A 15,595-nucleotide genomic window follows, 5' to 3' on the forward strand; every position below is an offset into this window, starting at 1 on the left:
AGGGCCGCATCTGCGGCCCTTTCTTATTGGCGGATTAAAAATTTACTCTTCGCGTTCGAGACCAAAGTGCCGGTAGGCGTGCTGCGTCGCCAGACGGCCGCGCGGCGTGCGCTGGATAAAGCCCTGCTGGATCAGAAACGGTTCAATCACGTCTTCGATGGTTTCGCGCTCTTCACCGATCGCCGCCGCCAGGTTATCCAACCCGACCGGGCCACCGGTAAACTTGTCGATAATCGCCAACAGCAGTTTGCGATCCATATAGTCGAAGCCTTCGGCATCGACGTTGAGCATATCAAGCGCCTGCGCCGCCACCGAACCGCTGATCACGCCGTTGGCGCGCACTTCAGCGAAATCGCGCACCCGGCGCAACAGGCGGTTGGCGATACGCGGCGTGCCGCGCGCGCGGCGGGCCACTTCATGGGCACCCTCGTCGGACAGCTCCAGCCCCAGGCACCCGGCGCTGCGCGAGACGATGTGCTGCAGATCCGCCACCTGATAAAACTCCAGCCGCTGGACAATGCCGAAGCGATCGCGCAGCGGCGAGGTCAGCGAACCGGCGCGGGTGGTGGCGCCCACCAAGGTAAACGGCGGCAGATCGAGCTTAATCGAACGCGCCGCCGGCCCTTCGCCGATCATGATATCCAGCTGGTAGTCTTCCATCGCCGGATACAATACTTCTTCCACCACCGGTGACAAACGGTGAATTTCGTCGATGAACAAGACGTCGTGCGGTTCGAGGTTGGTCAGCATCGCCGCCAAATCGCCCGCCTTCTCCAGCACCGGGCCGGAAGTGGTGCGCAAATTTACGCCCATTTCGTTGGCCACGATGTTGGCCAGGGTGGTTTTCCCCAGCCCCGGCGGGCCGAAGATCAATAAATGGTCGAGCGCGTCGCCGCGCTGCTTGGCCGCCTGAATGAAGATCTCCATCTGCTCGCGCACGTGCGGCTGGCCGACGTATTCGGTCAGCAGCTTGGGACGAATGGCGCGATCGAGGATCTCCTCTTCGTTGATCGGTTCGGCGGAAATCAGGCGATCGGCTTCAATCATTATCTACCCCTTTTCGGCCTTACAGGGCGGCGCGCAGCGCGTCGCGGATCAGGGTTTCGCAGTCGGCGCCCGGCTTGGCAATCTTGCTGACCATGCGGCTGGCTTCCTGCGGCTTATAGCCCAGCGCCACCAGCGCCGAGACGGCTTCGGCTTCTGCGTCCGCTTCCGGCGTTTTGTCGGCGGCGGCCGGCAGGCTGATCTCGCTGCTGTTGTTGAACAGATCGCCGTTCAGCCCTTTGAAGCGGTCTTTCATCTCGACCACCAGGCGCTCGGCGGTTTTTTTGCCCACGCCCGGCAGCTTGACCAGTGCGGTGATCTCTTCGCGCTCCACCGCGCTGACGAACTGCTGCGCGGACATGCCCGACAGGATGGCGAGCGCCAGTTTCGGCCCGACGCCGTTGACCTTAATCAGCTCACGGAACAGCGCGCGCTCCTGCTTGTCGTTGAAACCGTACAGCAGCTGCGCATCTTCACGCACCACGAAGTGGGTAAACACGATGGCCTCTTGCCCCAGTTCCGGCAGCTCGTAAAAGCAGGTCATCGGCATGTGCACTTCATAACCCACGCCGTTCGCCTCCAGTAACACCAGCGGCGGCTGCTTTTCCAGAATATTTCCTCTGAGACGACCTATCATTTACCCTCCTGCAGAATTACCGGGCATGGCGCCCTGCCATGCCGTTGCTGGTAAAGCTTATAACATAAAAAAGGCTGGATGAATATCCAGCCTGAGCAATCATCGTTTCGCGTCAGCGCAAACGCCCGCGCGCCAGGTTCAGCCGCCCTTCGCTCATTCGCAGCACGTTCTGGCTGAGGTGGCAGTGGGTGATGGCGATGGCCAGAGCATCCGCGGCATCCGCCTGCGGGTTTGCCGAGAGTTTGAGCAGCGAGCGCACCATGTGCTGTACCTGCGCCTTTTCGGCCGCGCCGGTGCCGACCACGGTTTGTTTGACCTGCCGCGCCGCATACTCGAACACTTCCAGGTTCTGATTCACCGCCGCCACGATCGCGACGCCGCGCGCCTGGCCGAGCTTGAGCGCCGAATCCGGGTTCTTGGCCATAAACACCTGTTCGATGGCGAAGAAATCGGGCTGAAACTGGGTGATGATCTCGCTGACGCCGGCGTAAATCAGCTTCAGCCGCGTCGGCATGTCGTCCACCACCGTGCGGATGCAGCCGCTGGCGATATAGCTCAACTGGCGCCCCTGCTGGCGGATAAGGCCATAGCCGGTGACGCGCGAGCCGGGATCGATACCGAGTATGATCGCCATATCTACATCCACCTTGCATGCACGGCGCCGCCGAACGGCGGCGCCCGTTTTACCGAATTACAGCGTCGCCGCTACTTCGTCAGAGATTTCACCGTTATGGTAAACTTCCTGCACGTCGTCGCAGTCTTCCAGCATATCGATCAGGCGCAACAGCTTAGGCGCGGTTTCCGCGTCCATGTCGGCCTTGGTCGATGGGATCATCGACACTTCCGCCGCTTCGGCTTCGAAGCCCGCCGCGGTCAGTGCGTCTTTCACCGCGCCAAGGCTTTCCCAGGCGGTGAACACGTCGATGGCGCCATCGTCATAGGTCACGATGTCTTCCGCGCCGGCTTCCAGCGCCGCTTCCATTACGCTGTCTTCATCCAGGCCCGGTGCGTAAGTGATCACGCCCTTCTTGGTGAACAGGTAGGCAACGGAACCGTCGGTGCCGAGGTTGCCGCCGCATTTGGTGAAGGCGTGACGCACTTCCGCCACGGTGCGGTTGCGATTGTCGCTCAGGCATTCGATCATGACGGCGGTGCCGCCAGGGCCGTAGCCTTCATAGATGATGGTTTCCATGTTGGTGTCATCATCACCGCCCACGCCGCGCGCGATTGCACGGTTCATGGTGTCGCGCGTCATGTTGTTCGACAGCGCCTTGTCCATCGCCGCGCGCAGACGCGGGTTGGAATCCGGATCGCCGCCGCCCAGCTTGGCGGCCGTGACCAGCTCACGAATAATCTTGGTGAAAATTTTACCGCGCTTGGCGTCCTGCGCCGCTTTACGGTGCTTTGTGTTGGCCCACTTACTATGACCTGCCATAAAAAAATCTCCGAAAAAAACTACTGGACTGAATTGATCACGAACTCTTCAATCGCCTGCTGATTGCTCCACGACTTGGTCAACTTCACGGCCTCGGCCGCCTCAAGCCATTGGTAAGCGTGATGCTCGGTAATCACCGGATCGCGCTCCTCGGGCAACGCCAGACAGAACCAGTGCTCTTTATTGCGCGTGGTTCCCGGCGCATAGCGATGTCGCAAATGGACAAAGAGTTCAAACTCCACGCAGCGCTGGCAATCGAACAACGGCAGGTGCTCTGCTTCGATATCGATGCCCACTTCTTCCATGACCTCACGCCGCGCGGCATGCGGCGGCGACTCATCCTGTTCCAGGCTGCCGGTGACCGACTGCCAGAACTCGGTATCGTCGCGCCGCTGTAACATCAGCACCCGACCACTGGATTTCGCGTAAATCACTACCAGGATAGATTCAGGGCGCTTGTAACTCATCACTCGCTCTCTTGTTCCGCACCGGCTTTCTTTACCACGCTGATCGCCAGCTCCTGCAGCGCCGCCGGGTTGGCGAAGCTCGGTGCGTCGGTCATCAGACAGGCCGCCGCGGTGGTTTTCGGGAAGGCGATCACGTCGCGGATGTTGTCGGTGCCGGTCAGCAGCATCACCAAACGGTCCAGGCCGAAGGCCAGGCCGGCGTGCGGCGGCGTGCCGTACTTCAGCGCGTCCAGCAGGAAGCCGAACTTCTCGCGCTGTTCGTGTTCGTCAATGCCCAGAATGTTGAATACCGTCTGCTGCATTTCGCTGCGGTGAATACGCACCGAACCGCCGCCCACTTCGTAACCGTTGATCACCATGTCATAGGCGTTGGCGATGGCGTTGACCGGCGCGGCGGCCAGCTCTTCCGGGCTCATATCGCGCGGCGAGGTGAACGGGTGGTGCATCGCCGCCAGGCCGCCCTCTTCGTCCTCTTCGAACATCGGGAAGTCGACCACCCACAGCGGCGCCCAGCTGTCGAGTTGGGTCAGCCCCAGATCGCGACCCAGCTTCAGGCGCAGCGCGCCCATCGCATCGGTGACAATCTTGAAACTGTCTGCGCCGAAGAACAGGATGTCGCCGGTCTGCGCGTCGGTGCGCGCCAGGACGGCTTCCAGCACTTCCGCGCTGAGGAATTTGGCGATCGGGCTCTGCACGCCTTCCATGCCGGCGGCGCGGTCGTTGACCTTCAGCCAGGCCAGGCCTTTGGCGCCGTAGATGTTGACGAAAGCGCCGTACTCGTCGATCTGCTTGCGGGTCAGCTGTGCGCCGCCCGGTACGCGGATCGCCGCCACGCGGCCTTTGGCGTCGTTGGCCGGGCCGGAGAACACTTTGAACTCGACGTCCTTGACCAGGTCTGCCACGTCCACCAGCTCCAGCGGGTTACGCAGATCCGGCTTATCGGAACCAAAGCGACGCATCGCTTCGGCGAAGGTCATGACCGGGAAATCGCCCAGATCCACGCCCTTCACGTCCAGCCACAGTTCGCGCGCCAGCTTCTCCATCACTTCACGCACCTGCTCGGCGGTCATGAAAGAGGTTTCGACGTCGATCTGGGTGAATTCAGGCTGACGGTCCGCACGCAGGTCTTCGTCGCGGAAGCATTTGACGATCTGGTAGTAACGATCGAAGCCGGACATCATCAGCAGCTGTTTAAACAGCTGCGGAGACTGCGGCAGCGCGTAGAATTTGCCCTTGTGCACGCGGCTCGGCACCAGGTAATCGCGGGCGCCTTCCGGCGTCGCTTTGGTCAGCATCGGCGTTTCGATGTCGAGGAAACCGTGGCTGTCCATAAAGCGGCGTACGAAGCTGGTGATTTTGGCGCGAGTCTTCAGACGCTCGGCCATTTCCGGGCGACGCAGATCGAGGTAACGGTATTTCAGGCGCGCTTCTTCGCTGTTGACCTGGTTGGAGTCCAGCGGCAGCGGCTCGGAGCGGTTGATGATCTCGAGCGCGTGGGCGAACACTTCCACTTCGCCGGTGGCCATATCTTTATTGATCTGGCTGTCCGGACGCGCACGCACGGTGCCGACGATCTGGATGCAGAATTCATTGCGCAGGTCATAGGCCTTGTCGAACGCCACTTTCTCGTCCGGGTCGAAGAACACCTGCACGATGCCTTCACGGTCGCGCATATCAATAAAGATCAGGCCGCCCAGATCGCGACGACGATTGACCCAACCACACAGAGTGACTTCCTGGCCCACGTGGGACAGATTCAACTGCCCGCAATATTCAGTACGCATACGCTATCCTTTTACACAGCCGATGCCGCGCCGGGCTACTGCGCCCCTGTCGCGCGGCTGTTATCTGATAAATTCTACTTGTTGCCCGGTTTAAAATCCGTCGCATACCAGCCGGTGCCCTTAAGCTGGAAGCCGGAGGATGAGATCAACTTGGTCAACGCGGGCTGCCCACACGCCGGGCAGTCTGCCAGCGGCGCATCGGAAAATTTTTGCAATTTCTCTAACCGATGGTTGCAAGCACCACATGCATATTCATAAATCGGCATAGGTCGTTGGATTAAAGAGTGTTGAAAAAAGGGAGTCATTATAAAGGAAATTCATCCGCCCGATAAGTGCGAACACAGCATTGTTACTGCACTAAATGGCGCGTTTTTGTCCGAATCAACACATCGATTAACAAATTTCCCATTAACCTGCGACAGTTTTTTCACGTAGCCTGATTCTCCCCCGGTTTTGCGCCGTATGTTGTTCGCCCGGCGCGCCGAACAGTTTTTATCCACTTCGCAACGAGATGAAATCCATGTTGAAACTTGACGCCCAAACCACCGCTCTGGTGCTGATCGATTTGCAAAACGGCATTCTGCCTTACGCCGGCGGCCCGCACAGCGCCGGCCAGGTGGTGGCGAACGCCGCCCTGCTGGCCGCCCGTTTTCGTCTGCTGGGCGCGCCGGTGCTGTTGGTGCGCGTCGGTTGGTCAGACTCCTTCGCCGAAGCGCTGAAACAACCGGTGGACAAGCCGGCTCCCGCGCCCGCCGGCGGCTTGCCGGCCAGCTGGTGGGAATTCCCCGCGCCGCTGGCGGTCAATGACAGCGACATTCTGGTCACCAAGCGCCAATGGGGCGCCTTCTACGGCACCGACCTGGATTTGCAGCTGCGCCGCCGCGGCATCAAGTCCGTGGTGCTGGGCGGCATTTCCACCAATATCGGCGTGGAGTCCACCGCCCGCGCCGCCTGGGAGCACGGCTATGAACTGGTGATCGCCGAAGACGTCTGCAGTGCGCAGAATGCGGAAATGCACCGCTTCGCGTTCGAGCACATTTTCCCGCGTCTGGCACGGGTGCGCGACACCGGCGAAATTCTTGCCGCACTCGAGCGGTAACGTTAAGTTGTAGGCTGATGATCTCAGTAAAGGAAGACGACGCCGTGATCTACATCGGACTGCCGCAGTGGCAACATTCATCCTGGAACCGTATCGGGCTGCGTGATTTGGCGGATTACAGCCGCTACTTCAACTGCGTGGAAGGCAACACCACCTTCTACGCGCTGCCGAAACTGGAAATCGTGCAGCGCTGGCGCGACATGACCGGCGACGATTTTCGCTTCTGCTTCAAATTCCCGTCAGACATCAGCCACAAGGCCGCCCTGCGCAACTGCGCCGCCGAGCTACAGGCGTTTTACCACTGCCTGAGCCCGGTGCATCAGCGCATCGGCCAGTTGTGGCTGCAGCTGCCCGCCGCCTTCGGTCCCGATGAGCTGCCGCGCATGTGGCAGTTCTTCGAAAGCCTGCCGCAGGAATTCACTTACGGCGTAGAAGTGCGCCATCCGGCGTTTTTCGCCAAGGGCGAAGAAGAGCGTGCGTTGAATCAGGGGTTACACCAGCGCGGCATCAATCGGGTGATCCTCGACAGCCGCCCGGTGCATCACGCCGCCCCCAATACCGCCGCCGTGCGCGATGCCCAGCAGAAAAAACCGAAGCTGCCGGTACACGCGCTGGTCACCGCCGACCAACCGTTGGTGCGCTTTATCGGCGGTGACCAACTGGCCGATAACCTGCGCTGGTTCGAAGCCTGGCAACAAAAACTGCCGCTGTGGCAGCAACAGCATCAGCCCTATCTGTTTATTCATACGCCGGACAACGGCGATTCGCCCCAGCAGGCGCAAAAAATTTGGCAGCAGTTGCGCCTGGCGATCCCTGATTTGCCTGCACCGCCAGACTGGCCAGAACAAGATGCACTGTTTTGACCTATTAATCTGACCAATAACATCAAATATTTCCCCGCGACAGTGAATACAATGACGGCTATGATGCTGGCTGCCAGTTTTGGTTAGGGAACGGAGTTAAAAATGGTAAGCGCGCTTTATGTGGTGCTCGGCGCATTGTTGTTGATCAAACTCTCTTATGACGTAGTCAGGTTAAGGATGCAGTACCGCGTAGCCTACGGCGACGGCGGTTTCTACGAATTGCAGACCGCCATACGCGTGCATGGCAACGCCGTTGAATACATTCCTATCGCTGCCGTATTGCTGGTGATCATGGAAATGAACGGCGCGGAAATCTGGATGATTCACCTCTGCGGCCTGATGCTGATGGCCGGGCGGCTGGTGCATTACTACGGTTTACGCAACCGCGAGGTTCGCTGGCGCCGTTCAGGCATGGCCGCGACCTATATCTCTTTGTTGTTGATGGTTCTGGCAAATATCTTCTATCTGCCTTGGGATCTGATTTTCAGCCTGCACTGATCCCGTTTTATCATCAGGCGGCCGCGCCGCCTGCTTCCGCTCCGCTTTTTTGCGCTTTTCTGTTAGACTACGCAGCTTCGAATTCTGAACTGATTTGCCGCTATGCCAAACCGCGATACTCTTTTCTCCGCCCCCATCGCCAAACTGGGCGACTGGACCTTCGACGAACGCGTCGCCGAAGTGTTCCCCGACATGATCCAACGCTCCGTTCCCGGCTATTCCAACATCATCTCGATGATCGGCATGCTGGCCGAACGTTTTGTGCAACCCGACAGCCGGGTGTATGACCTGGGCTGCTCGCTGGGCGCGGCGACGCTGTCAATGCGGCGGAATATCAAGGTGCCCGGCTGCCATATCGTCGCCGTCGACAACTCGCCGGCGATGGTGGAACGCTGTCGCCGCCATATCGACGCCTTCCGTGCCGAGACGCCGGTCGAGGTTATCGAAGCCGACATTCGCGATATCGATATCGAGAACGCCTCGATGGTGGTGCTGAACTTTACGCTGCAATTCCTCGAGCCGGCCGACCGCCTGCGTCTGCTGGAGAAAATCTATCGCGGCCTGCGCCCGGGCGGCGCGCTGGTGCTGTCGGAGAAGTTCAGCTTTGAAGATGCCGAAGTCGGCGAGCTGCTGTTCAACATGCACCACGATTTCAAACGCGCCAACGGATACAGCGAGCTGGAGATCAGCCAAAAACGCAGCATGCTGGAAAACGTGATGCTGACCGATTCGGTGGAGGCGCACAAGGCGCGTCTGCAACAGGCCGGATTCGAGCATGCTGAAGTGTGGTTCCAGTGCTTCAACTTCGGTTCGCTGATCGCCCTGAAAGCGGGGGATGCGCAATGATCGAATTCGGTGATTTCTATCAGCGCATTGCCAAGAGCCCCCTCAGCCACTGGCTGGATACGCTGCCCGCGCAGCTGAGCGCCTGGCAACGCGAATCGCTGCACGGCAAATTCAAGCAGTGGTTCAACTCGGTGGAGCATTTGCCGACGCTGACCCCCACCCGTCTCGATCTGCTGCACGGCGTGCGCGCTGAGATGGAGCCTGGCCTGTCGCCGGGCCAGCGTGAAGGCGTCGAGAAAATGCTGCGCACCCTGATGCCGTGGCGTAAAGGGCCGTTCTCGCTGTATGGCATCGATATCGATACCGAATGGCATTCCGACTGGAAGTGGGATCGCGTGCTGCCGCACATCTCCCCGTTGGCCGGACGCACCATTCTCGACGTCGGCTGCGGCAGCGGTTATCACCTGTGGCGCATGATCGGCGCCGGCGCACACCTCGCCGTAGGCATCGATCCGATGCAGCTGTTCCTGTGCCAGTTCGAAGCGGTGCGCAAGCTGTTGGGCGGCGATCAGCGCGCCCATCTGCTGCCGCTCGGCATCGAGCAATTGCCGGAACTGGCGGCGTTCGACACCGTGTTCTCGATGGGCGTCCTGTATCATCGCCGCTCGCCGCTCGATCATCTGTATCAGTTGAAAAATCAGCTGGTAGCTGAAGGCGAACTGGTACTGGAAACGCTGGTGGTGGAAGGCGATCGCCACCAAGTGCTGGTGCCGGGCGACCGTTATGCGCAGATGCGCAACGTGTATTTCATCCCTTCCGCCGAAGCGCTGAAATGCTGGCTGGAGAAATGCGGCTTCGTTGACGTGAAAATCGCCGATATGTGCGTCACCAGCCTCGAAGAACAGCGCCGTACAGACTGGATGACCAGCGAGTCGCTGGCTGAATTCCTCGACCCGAACGACCGCAGCAAAACGGTTGAGGGCTATCCTGCGCCGCTGCGCGCCGTGTTGACCGCCAAAAAGCCCTAGCGCTTGCTAATCGGGCCGGCCTGCGCCGGCCTCAACTTACCCGTTGCCGGCATCGACAATCCGCAGCTCATACACCATCGTCGCGTTCGGCGGGATCTGCGGCGCATAGCCCGTTTCACCGTACGCCAACGCCGGCGGCACCACCATCGTCAGCGAGCCGTGATTTTTCAGATGGCCGATCGCCTCGCGGAACAGCGGTGGATAGGCGGAGAGCGGCTGTGACATCACCTTTCCACTGCGATCCATATCCTGGATCACGCTGCCGTCGGTCAAGCTCTCTTTCACCACGATGTCTACCCGCGCGTTTTCCGCAATGGTTTCATCACCCCTATAATCGATGCGATACCAGAAGCCGGAAGGCGATTTCTGCGTGCCCTTCTTCTTTTTGAACTCGGCAACGAACGCTTCGCCTTTGCTGGTTTGCCTCTTCGCCGCCTGGCTTCTGGCGTCGTTTACCGCTTTTTCCGACTCCGCCAATGCGCTGGCCAGCTGCGCATCGCTCAACTGGTAATGGCCGTTGAAGGTATCAATTACGCCGGCCAGCAACACAGTTTTATCGGGTGTGATGCCCCAATTTTTACGCTCCGCCAGCATCGTTTGAATGTCGCGCCCCAGGGCGACGCCGGCAGCATAGCTCTGTTGTTCCGGCTTTTTCTTCAGCGTTTTCACCTCCGGCAACCATTTGGCCCGCGATCTCAGCCCGCTCAGTTCGTCTTGCAAAGCTTGCTGAGCCTGATGGGCGGCAGCCAGCTCCGCCGCCGTTTTATCCGCCCGTTGCGTCGCTTCATCCCTCTTCTGCGCTGCCTGCGCGCTTTCCGCCGTCACCGCCGCCAGACGTTGTTCCAGCGTTTTGGCCTGCTCGGTTTGCGTTTTGTTTTTTTCCTGCAGTTGCGCCAACTGCCGCTGCAGTTCCTCCGTCGCTTTGGCGGCTTCTATCGCCTGCTTTGCCAGCGCCGCCTTCAGGCTGTTCTCTTGCTGCCCGGCCTGCTGGCGTTGGCCATCACGCTCTTTTTGCAGCGCTGCCAGTTGCTGCTGAAGTTCCCCCGTCGCTTTGGCGGTCTCGGTCTTTTGCTGCTCCAGCGCCATCTTCAGGTTTTTCTCCTGTTGTTCGGCCTGATGACGTTGGACACTCTGTTCTTTCTGCAGTTGTGCCAGCTGCCGCTGCAGTTCCCCCGTCAACTTGTCGGCTTCGGCCTGTTGCTGCGCCAGCGCCGTCTTCAGGCTTTTCTCTTGTTGCCCCTCCAGCTGACGTTGGACACCCTGTTCTTTCTGCAGTTGTGCCAGCTGCCGCTGCAGTTCCCCTGTCAACTTGGCGGCTTCGGCCTTCTGTCGCTCCAGCTCAGCGGCGGCCGCTTTTTTGTCCTGCTCATAACGCTGACGCGCTTTATCGTTGGCGGTTTGCGCCGCCGCCAGCTTCTCCTCCCAAACCTGCTGCCGAACGTTTTCCGCCGGTTTAGGCAAGGCCGCCAGCCGTTGTTCCAGCAAGGCAATGCGCCGATCTCGCTCCGCGGTTTGTTGCTTTTGCCGCGCTAACGCGGCTTGCGCTTCGGCGATCTGCGCCTGAGCCTTGCGCTCCTGCGGCGTCAGGTTCAGCGCCTGTCGCACGCCACTGGCGAAGTCGCTCAAGGCGCTCAGATCGGGAGCAGGTGCCGGTTTATCGGCAGCCGTCAGGGATGACGCAACGCGCAGCGCGGTCAGCTCCTGCTGCAGTGATTGAATAGCGGCTTGCTGTTGTTCCAATCGAGTCTCTTTCTCACGCAGCGCCTTTTGCAACTGCGTCAGTTGCTTTCTCTGCGCAGCCGTTTCACGAATCTGAACCGGCCGGGACGCCGGCTTTTGGGTTTCCTGAGATGGGGTAACCACGGTATCAGCCGCCGGTGCGTCCTGCCGCTGATAACGCTCGGCAAACTGCAATAACGCCGGCACATCGTCATCCGCCGCGGCCACCGCCGGCGCAAACGCCAGCGGTATCATCAGGCTCAGTAATGCCTTTCTTGCACGAGGGGTCATTGGGCACGTTCTCCGCGCTCAGCCAGGCCGGTCATCATGGCAGAACTGATGTCTGCGCAGAGGCGGCTGGTGCGATAACGATACAGCGCGTCGACGGTTTCCTGCGTGCCCGTATTGACCCGCTGGCGTACCCCGGCATACTGCGCGGCGCCGCTCATCAAGGTATCGAACTCGCGTTTGAATTTCTGATATTTCTCATTATCCATGCCGCGCATGGCATCCAGTTCGCGCTGGCACTGTTGCATGCGCTCGGCCTCACGCTGCCGCTTATCTTGCTCCGCAACTTCTTCTGCGCTGGGCGGCTTACTCAATGTAGAAACGGGCCGCTTGGCGGTCTGGCAGCCGGTCAGGGCCAACGTCAGTAAAAGCGCCGCGGTCCAACAGTGTGCCGTTCGGGTCATTATCATTATCTCCTTGTTAAGTCCGCCGCCAACGCGCTCTGCAGTCGAGCTGACGGCTCTCCTCATTGATGCTGTGATGTTCCGGCCATCAGCCAAGCTGTGTTCGGACATGAAAATGCAGACGCAGCATTGAGAGGCATGGCGCCAATCATTTACTGCATCAATATATATCAAAAAATCATTTAATATTATGATATTTAAAGGATTTTAACTCACAAACTTATCAGCAGGACATGACAATCGCAAGAAGAGATGGGGGGTTGGTCGACCGAGATACCGCGTTGAAACGGGCGAATGGTCTTTACAAAACCTAAAAAAAGCCCCGGCAAAACGCCGGGGCCTGGTACTTGCGTGATCGCCGAGGGCTCAGTGACACGCAAAGGGGTCTTACGGCCCGGAAACCGGTTGTCAAACGCGGCTAACTGCGTGCTTATGCGCTTTGCGCCAGAGGATCAACCAAGGCCAGCGCGTTTTTCATCGCCTCCACCATTTCGCCATCCACGCAATAATGGCTAAATTCGTCAAACTCGTTATCGGAGCACATGGTAACGCCCGCCTTGCGATAACGCATGGTCGACGGCACCAGATGGCCGGAAGAGCTGTGCAGTTCATGCAGGCCGATATCGACAAACTTGTGCAGATTGCTGAGGCGCACGCCGGCACCCGCCATGATCACCGGACCCTGGCTGGCCTGGCGCAAATCGCGCAGCAACGGCAGGCCAAGTTCGGCGCTCTGCTGCTGGCCGGAGGTCAGAATGCGCGCCACCCCCAGCTCGGTCAGTTGCTCCAGCGCCACCATTGGATTCTGGCACATGTCGAACGCGCGATGGAACGTCACCGCCATGCCCTCGCACAGCCTCATCACTTCGCGCATGCGCGGCAGATCGATGTGCCCTTCGTCGTCCAGCATGCCAACCACCACGCCGGGGAACCCCATCTCGCGAATTTGGCGGATATCTTGTTTGATCACTTCGAAATCCACCGCGCCGTAGCAGAAATCGCCACCGCGTGGGCGAACGATCGGATGCACCGGGATCGAAACCCGCTCACGCGCCAGACGCAGCGTGCCATAGCTCGGCGTCAATCCCCCTTCGCTCTGGCTGGCGCACAACTCGATGCGATCGGCGCCCGCCCGTTCGGCCGTCAGCGCACAGTCGACGCTAAAGCAACAAACTTCCAGTTTTATCATTGTCACCCCCAGATAACGGCCAACATACGGCGGCAATTGTTCATTTCTTCATTTCTCACGTAGGCTCATGCATAGGCATAAACCGGCTCAGGGTTATCACTATGGCATTCAATTTTGATCAATGGGTAGACCGCAGTCACAGTGACAGCGTTAAGTGGGATAAATATCGCGGCAGCGACATCATCCCGCTTTGGGTCGCCGACAGCGATTTCACCTCACCGCCGGCGGTGATCGAAGCCTTGCAGCGCCGCGTAGCACACGGCGTATTCGGCTACACCCACCCATCCCCTGATCTTGTTGAGGTTTTTACCCGCCGCATGGTAGAGCGCTACGATTGGCACATCAAGCCTGAATGGATCATTTTCCTGCCTGGCCTGGTGTGTGGCCTGAACCTGTGCGTGCGGGCCTGCACCGAAGAACATCAGAGCACGCTGGCCCCCTCGCTCATTTATCCGCCGTTTCGCAAAGCGGCCAAATTCGCCGGGCGTAAACACCTTCCGGTATCGCTAACAGCGGTCAACCAGCGTTGGGGACTGGATTTTTCCTCGATGCATGATCAGCTCAACGGCAACGAAAAACTCCTGTTGCTGTGCAACCCGCAGAACCCCGGTGGCACCGTGTATCGCCGAGAGGAGTTGTTGCAGCACCATCAGTTCGCTCGCGAACACGATTTAATCGTCTGTTCGGATGAAATCCACTGCGAACTGCTGCTTGAGCCCGGCGCGCGGCATATCCCCTTCGCCACCCTGAATGAAGACGCGGCCCAACGCAGCGTGACGCTGATGTCACCGTCAAAGACGTTTAATCTCGCCGGGCTCGGCGCCTCAATGGCGATCGTTCCCAACGAAGCATTGCGACAAAAGCTGAAACGCGCGCGCAGCGGCATCGTGCCGGAGGTCAATCTGTTGGCGCTGGCGGCGGCGCAGGCGGCTTATCAATACGGACAACCCTGGCTGGATGAGCAGTTGATTTATCTGCGCGCCAATCGCGATCGGCTGACAAAACGTATCAACGCCATGCCGGGATTGACGTTGCTGCCCGTCGAGGCCACCTACCTGGCCTGGATAGACTGCAGCGCGCTGCCGGTAGATAACCCGCATCAGTTCTTCGAACGTGCGGGCGTTGGGCTAAGCGCCGGCCTGGACTTCGGCGATCGGCGCTTTGTACGGCTTAACTTTGGTTGCCGATGGGCCCTGCTCGATGAAGCGCTCGATCGCATGGCGCGCGCCTGTGCGGCGCTGCCTGGCTAACCTTGTTCGCTGGCGACGATGTCTCGAATGGAATACGGATGAAACTTGATCGTGACCGTTCCGTCGGTGATGGCCAGCGTCGGGTTCGGTAGCCGCTCGCCCTCGCCTTTTGGCGAGCTTTGCTTCAGCTTGATCCCCGGCGCCAACAATGCTTCATCGGCAAGGTGGCTCAACGCCCGAGCGTACAGCGTCTGAGGATCGCCACTGAGCACTAATTCGACGTGTTCCCAGCCTTCGTGCGGATAGCGTTTCTCCCCAGGATACGGCAGCTCGATGCAGTCTATCCGCCACGGCCCTACGGCCAGCGGCTGAGACAAATCGAACAGACAGATAGGCCGCCCGTTGATCATCGATTCGGATAGCAGTGTCCCGCACTGCATCAGCCCCTGGCGCCAACGTTCGGCGGTGGCATTCTGGTGACAGCGCAGGGAGATGTGATCGGCGGTGAACGCGGCCAGGTCAAGCCGCAATTTGGCGGCGAATTGATGCAGCGCCTGCTCGAAACGCGGCAAATCGAGCTTCAGATCGTCAAGCTCGGCAATGGCCTGCAAGGGAGTGGTCATAGAAACCTCAAAACAACGGAGCGCAAAGTTAAACGCGGTAATTTACACGGTGGCGGCAGCGCTCGCCACCGTTACGACGTTTTTCGGCGGCAGTTCAGAATGATTTTTGGTTGCGGACGGGGAGAATAAAAAAACCAGTCCCTTATTAAGATGACAGCTTATTAAAGCAACAGAAAAATAAAAAATAAGATTTTTCGCAAGCCATTATACCTTTTCTTCATGACGCTATGATTTAAGTTATTTTGCACAAAACTCTCTGCAGTCCATTGGTCAACTCGATTGAATAGTCTGGTTTAATCAAACCTGATCCACTTATCGAAACCACATAAAACCATAAGCACAACCTATTGTAAAAAAAGACAATAAACCTCATTAATTGATGGGGAACTAAGGATTATCTTAATTTACCCCCGGGCAATTGATTCACCAAGACAACTCAGCTACTTTGGAGGAAATTTAAATTCGAGATGATCATTATGTTATTGCTGACGATATCCTTGGTGTTGATAATTATCGCCGTATACGCCATCTACCGTCATTT

The 15,595-nt window shown here is 58.8% G+C and carries 17 protein-coding genes; 6 read left to right on the forward strand and 11 right to left on the reverse strand.

The genetic code is table 11. From position 1 onward, the window contains the following. Window positions 1-42: 42 nt before the first annotated feature. The 7 genes from ruvB to ACJ8IJ_RS01885 form a co-directional block, all read right to left on the reverse strand. Window positions 43-1,047 (reverse strand): Holliday junction branch migration DNA helicase RuvB, encoded by a 1,005-nt coding sequence (gene ruvB / locus ACJ8IJ_RS01855; RefSeq protein ID WP_004932364.1) that lies wholly within the window; start codon window positions 1,045-1,047, stop codon window positions 43-45. 19 nt (window positions 1,048-1,066) lie between these two features. Further along, window positions 1,067-1,681 carry a Holliday junction branch migration protein RuvA gene (gene ruvA / locus ACJ8IJ_RS01860; RefSeq protein WP_004932365.1) on the reverse strand — a complete coding sequence of 205 codons (615 nt, stop codon included), beginning with the start codon at window positions 1,679-1,681 and terminating at the stop codon, window positions 1,067-1,069. Window positions 1,682-1,793: 112 nt separating this feature from the next. Beyond that, window positions 1,794-2,315, reverse strand: coding sequence for a crossover junction endodeoxyribonuclease RuvC (gene ruvC, locus ACJ8IJ_RS01865; protein ID WP_004932367.1), 522 nt, complete (start codon window positions 2,313-2,315; stop codon window positions 1,794-1,796). Window positions 2,316-2,372: 57 nt separating this feature from the next. Beyond that, complete coding sequence (locus tag ACJ8IJ_RS01870; RefSeq protein WP_004932370.1) at window positions 2,373-3,116, reverse strand: YebC/PmpR family DNA-binding transcriptional regulator; 744 nt, start codon at window positions 3,114-3,116, stop codon at window positions 2,373-2,375. 20 nt (window positions 3,117-3,136) lie between these two features. Then, window positions 3,137-3,583, reverse strand: a complete 447-nt coding sequence (nudB, locus tag ACJ8IJ_RS01875) for a dihydroneopterin triphosphate diphosphatase (protein ID WP_004932373.1) — start codon at window positions 3,581-3,583, stop codon at window positions 3,137-3,139. After that, window positions 3,583-5,367 (reverse strand): aspartate--tRNA ligase, encoded by a 1,785-nt coding sequence (aspS, locus tag ACJ8IJ_RS01880; protein ID WP_280631523.1) that lies wholly within the window; start codon window positions 5,365-5,367, stop codon window positions 3,583-3,585. The genes nudB and aspS overlap by 1 nt, the downstream gene beginning before the upstream one ends. A 74-nt stretch (window positions 5,368-5,441) precedes the next feature. Continuing rightward, complete coding sequence (locus tag ACJ8IJ_RS01885) at window positions 5,442-5,672, reverse strand: FmdB family zinc ribbon protein (RefSeq protein WP_320204121.1); 231 nt, start codon at window positions 5,670-5,672, stop codon at window positions 5,442-5,444. Between the two features lie 215 nt (window positions 5,673-5,887). Here ACJ8IJ_RS01885 and ACJ8IJ_RS01890 point away from each other — a divergent pair, with 215 nt between their 5' ends. The 5 genes from ACJ8IJ_RS01890 (at window position 5,888) to cmoB (ending at window position 9,641) form a co-directional block, all read left to right on the forward strand. Continuing rightward, a complete protein-coding gene (locus ACJ8IJ_RS01890) occupies window positions 5,888-6,466 on the forward strand; it encodes a hydrolase (RefSeq protein ID WP_275094852.1) in 579 nt (192 codons plus the stop codon). A gap of 47 nt (window positions 6,467-6,513) precedes the next feature. Further along, window positions 6,514-7,329, forward strand: coding sequence for a DUF72 domain-containing protein (locus ACJ8IJ_RS01895; protein WP_442518392.1), 816 nt, complete (start codon window positions 6,514-6,516; stop codon window positions 7,327-7,329). A 102-nt stretch (window positions 7,330-7,431) separates the two neighbouring features. Continuing rightward, entirely contained in the window at window positions 7,432-7,827 is a 396-nt protein-coding gene (locus tag ACJ8IJ_RS01900) for an MAPEG family protein (protein ID WP_004932387.1), read from the forward strand. A 102-nt stretch (window positions 7,828-7,929) separates the two neighbouring features. Continuing rightward, window positions 7,930-8,673 (forward strand): carboxy-S-adenosyl-L-methionine synthase CmoA, encoded by a 744-nt coding sequence (gene cmoA / locus ACJ8IJ_RS01905; RefSeq protein WP_019452812.1) that lies wholly within the window; start codon window positions 7,930-7,932, stop codon window positions 8,671-8,673. Further along, window positions 8,670-9,641: a tRNA 5-methoxyuridine(34)/uridine 5-oxyacetic acid(34) synthase CmoB gene (cmoB, locus tag ACJ8IJ_RS01910; protein ID WP_004932392.1), complete on the forward strand. Its 972-nt coding sequence runs from the start codon at window positions 8,670-8,672 to the stop codon at window positions 9,639-9,641. The genes cmoA and cmoB overlap by 4 nt, the downstream gene beginning before the upstream one ends. Window positions 9,642-9,677: 36 nt before the next feature. On the opposite strand, the gene ACJ8IJ_RS01915 is transcribed toward cmoB, so the two are convergent. From ACJ8IJ_RS01915 to cutC, 3 genes are all read right to left on the reverse strand, one after another. Next, a complete protein-coding gene (locus ACJ8IJ_RS01915; protein ID WP_442524989.1) occupies window positions 9,678-11,615 on the reverse strand; it encodes an FKBP-type peptidyl-prolyl cis-trans isomerase N-terminal domain-containing protein in 1,938 nt (645 codons plus the stop codon). A 32-nt stretch (window positions 11,616-11,647) separates the two neighbouring features. Further along, the gene (locus tag ACJ8IJ_RS01920) at window positions 11,648-12,052 is read right to left on the reverse strand and encodes a hypothetical protein (protein WP_015378136.1); all 405 of its coding nucleotides are present in this window, start codon (window positions 12,050-12,052) and stop codon (window positions 11,648-11,650) included. A 430-nt stretch (window positions 12,053-12,482) separates the two neighbouring features. Next, window positions 12,483-13,241, reverse strand: coding sequence for a copper homeostasis protein CutC (gene cutC, locus ACJ8IJ_RS01925; protein ID WP_004932400.1), 759 nt, complete (start codon window positions 13,239-13,241; stop codon window positions 12,483-12,485). A 101-nt stretch (window positions 13,242-13,342) separates the two neighbouring features. Here cutC and ACJ8IJ_RS01930 point away from each other — a divergent pair, with 101 nt between their 5' ends. Next, on the forward strand, window positions 13,343-14,491 hold the full coding sequence (locus ACJ8IJ_RS01930) for a MalY/PatB family protein (RefSeq protein WP_442518211.1): 1,149 nt from the start codon (window positions 13,343-13,345) through the stop codon (window positions 14,489-14,491). On the opposite strand, the gene ACJ8IJ_RS01935 is transcribed toward ACJ8IJ_RS01930, so the two are convergent. Beyond that, the gene (locus tag ACJ8IJ_RS01935; RefSeq protein WP_004929646.1) at window positions 14,488-15,054 is read right to left on the reverse strand and encodes a VOC family protein; all 567 of its coding nucleotides are present in this window, start codon (window positions 15,052-15,054) and stop codon (window positions 14,488-14,490) included. The two genes, ACJ8IJ_RS01930 and ACJ8IJ_RS01935, sit on opposite strands and share 4 nt — an antisense overlap. Between the last annotated feature and the right edge of the window lie 541 nt (window positions 15,055-15,595).

This window comes from Serratia sp. CY40230, assembly GCF_052168835.1.
Classification (GTDB): Bacteria; Pseudomonadota; Gammaproteobacteria; order Enterobacterales; family Enterobacteriaceae; genus Serratia; species Serratia nematodiphila.

Excerpts from the sequence above, each read along its gene's own strand:
- ACJ8IJ_RS01885 (WP_320204121.1), bottom strand. The coding sequence starts at position 5,672 with ATGACTCCCTTTTTTCAACACTCTTTAATCCAACGACCTATGCCGATT.
- ACJ8IJ_RS01900 (WP_004932387.1), top strand. The coding sequence starts at position 7,432 with ATGGTAAGCGCGCTTTATGTGGTGCTCGGCGCATTGTTGTTGATCAAA.
- ruvB (WP_004932364.1), bottom strand. The coding sequence starts at position 1,047 with ATGATTGAAGCCGATCGCCTGATTTCCGCCGAACCGATCAACGAAGAG.
- ACJ8IJ_RS01870 (WP_004932370.1), bottom strand. The coding sequence starts at position 3,116 with ATGGCAGGTCATAGTAAGTGGGCCAACACAAAGCACCGTAAAGCGGCG.
- aspS (WP_280631523.1), bottom strand. The coding sequence starts at position 5,367 with ATGCGTACTGAATATTGCGGGCAGTTGAATCTGTCCCACGTGGGCCAG.
- cutC (WP_004932400.1), bottom strand. The coding sequence starts at position 13,241 with ATGATAAAACTGGAAGTTTGTTGCTTTAGCGTCGACTGTGCGCTGACG.
- nudB (WP_004932373.1), bottom strand. The coding sequence starts at position 3,583 with ATGAGTTACAAGCGCCCTGAATCTATCCTGGTAGTGATTTACGCGAAA.
- ACJ8IJ_RS01930 (WP_442518211.1), top strand. The coding sequence starts at position 13,343 with ATGGCATTCAATTTTGATCAATGGGTAGACCGCAGTCACAGTGACAGC.
- ACJ8IJ_RS01915 (WP_442524989.1), bottom strand. The coding sequence starts at position 11,615 with ATGATACCGCTGGCGTTTGCGCCGGCGGTGGCCGCGGCGGATGACGAT.
- ACJ8IJ_RS01935 (WP_004929646.1), bottom strand. The coding sequence starts at position 15,054 with ATGACCACTCCCTTGCAGGCCATTGCCGAGCTTGACGATCTGAAGCTC.
- ACJ8IJ_RS01920 (WP_015378136.1), bottom strand. The coding sequence starts at position 12,052 with ATGACCCGAACGGCACACTGTTGGACCGCGGCGCTTTTACTGACGTTG.
- ruvA (WP_004932365.1), bottom strand. The coding sequence starts at position 1,681 with ATGATAGGTCGTCTCAGAGGAAATATTCTGGAAAAGCAGCCGCCGCTG.
- cmoA (WP_019452812.1), top strand. The coding sequence starts at position 7,930 with ATGCCAAACCGCGATACTCTTTTCTCCGCCCCCATCGCCAAACTGGGC.
- ACJ8IJ_RS01890 (WP_275094852.1), top strand. The coding sequence starts at position 5,888 with ATGTTGAAACTTGACGCCCAAACCACCGCTCTGGTGCTGATCGATTTG.
- cmoB (WP_004932392.1), top strand. The coding sequence starts at position 8,670 with ATGATCGAATTCGGTGATTTCTATCAGCGCATTGCCAAGAGCCCCCTC.
- ruvC (WP_004932367.1), bottom strand. The coding sequence starts at position 2,315 with ATGGCGATCATACTCGGTATCGATCCCGGCTCGCGCGTCACCGGCTAT.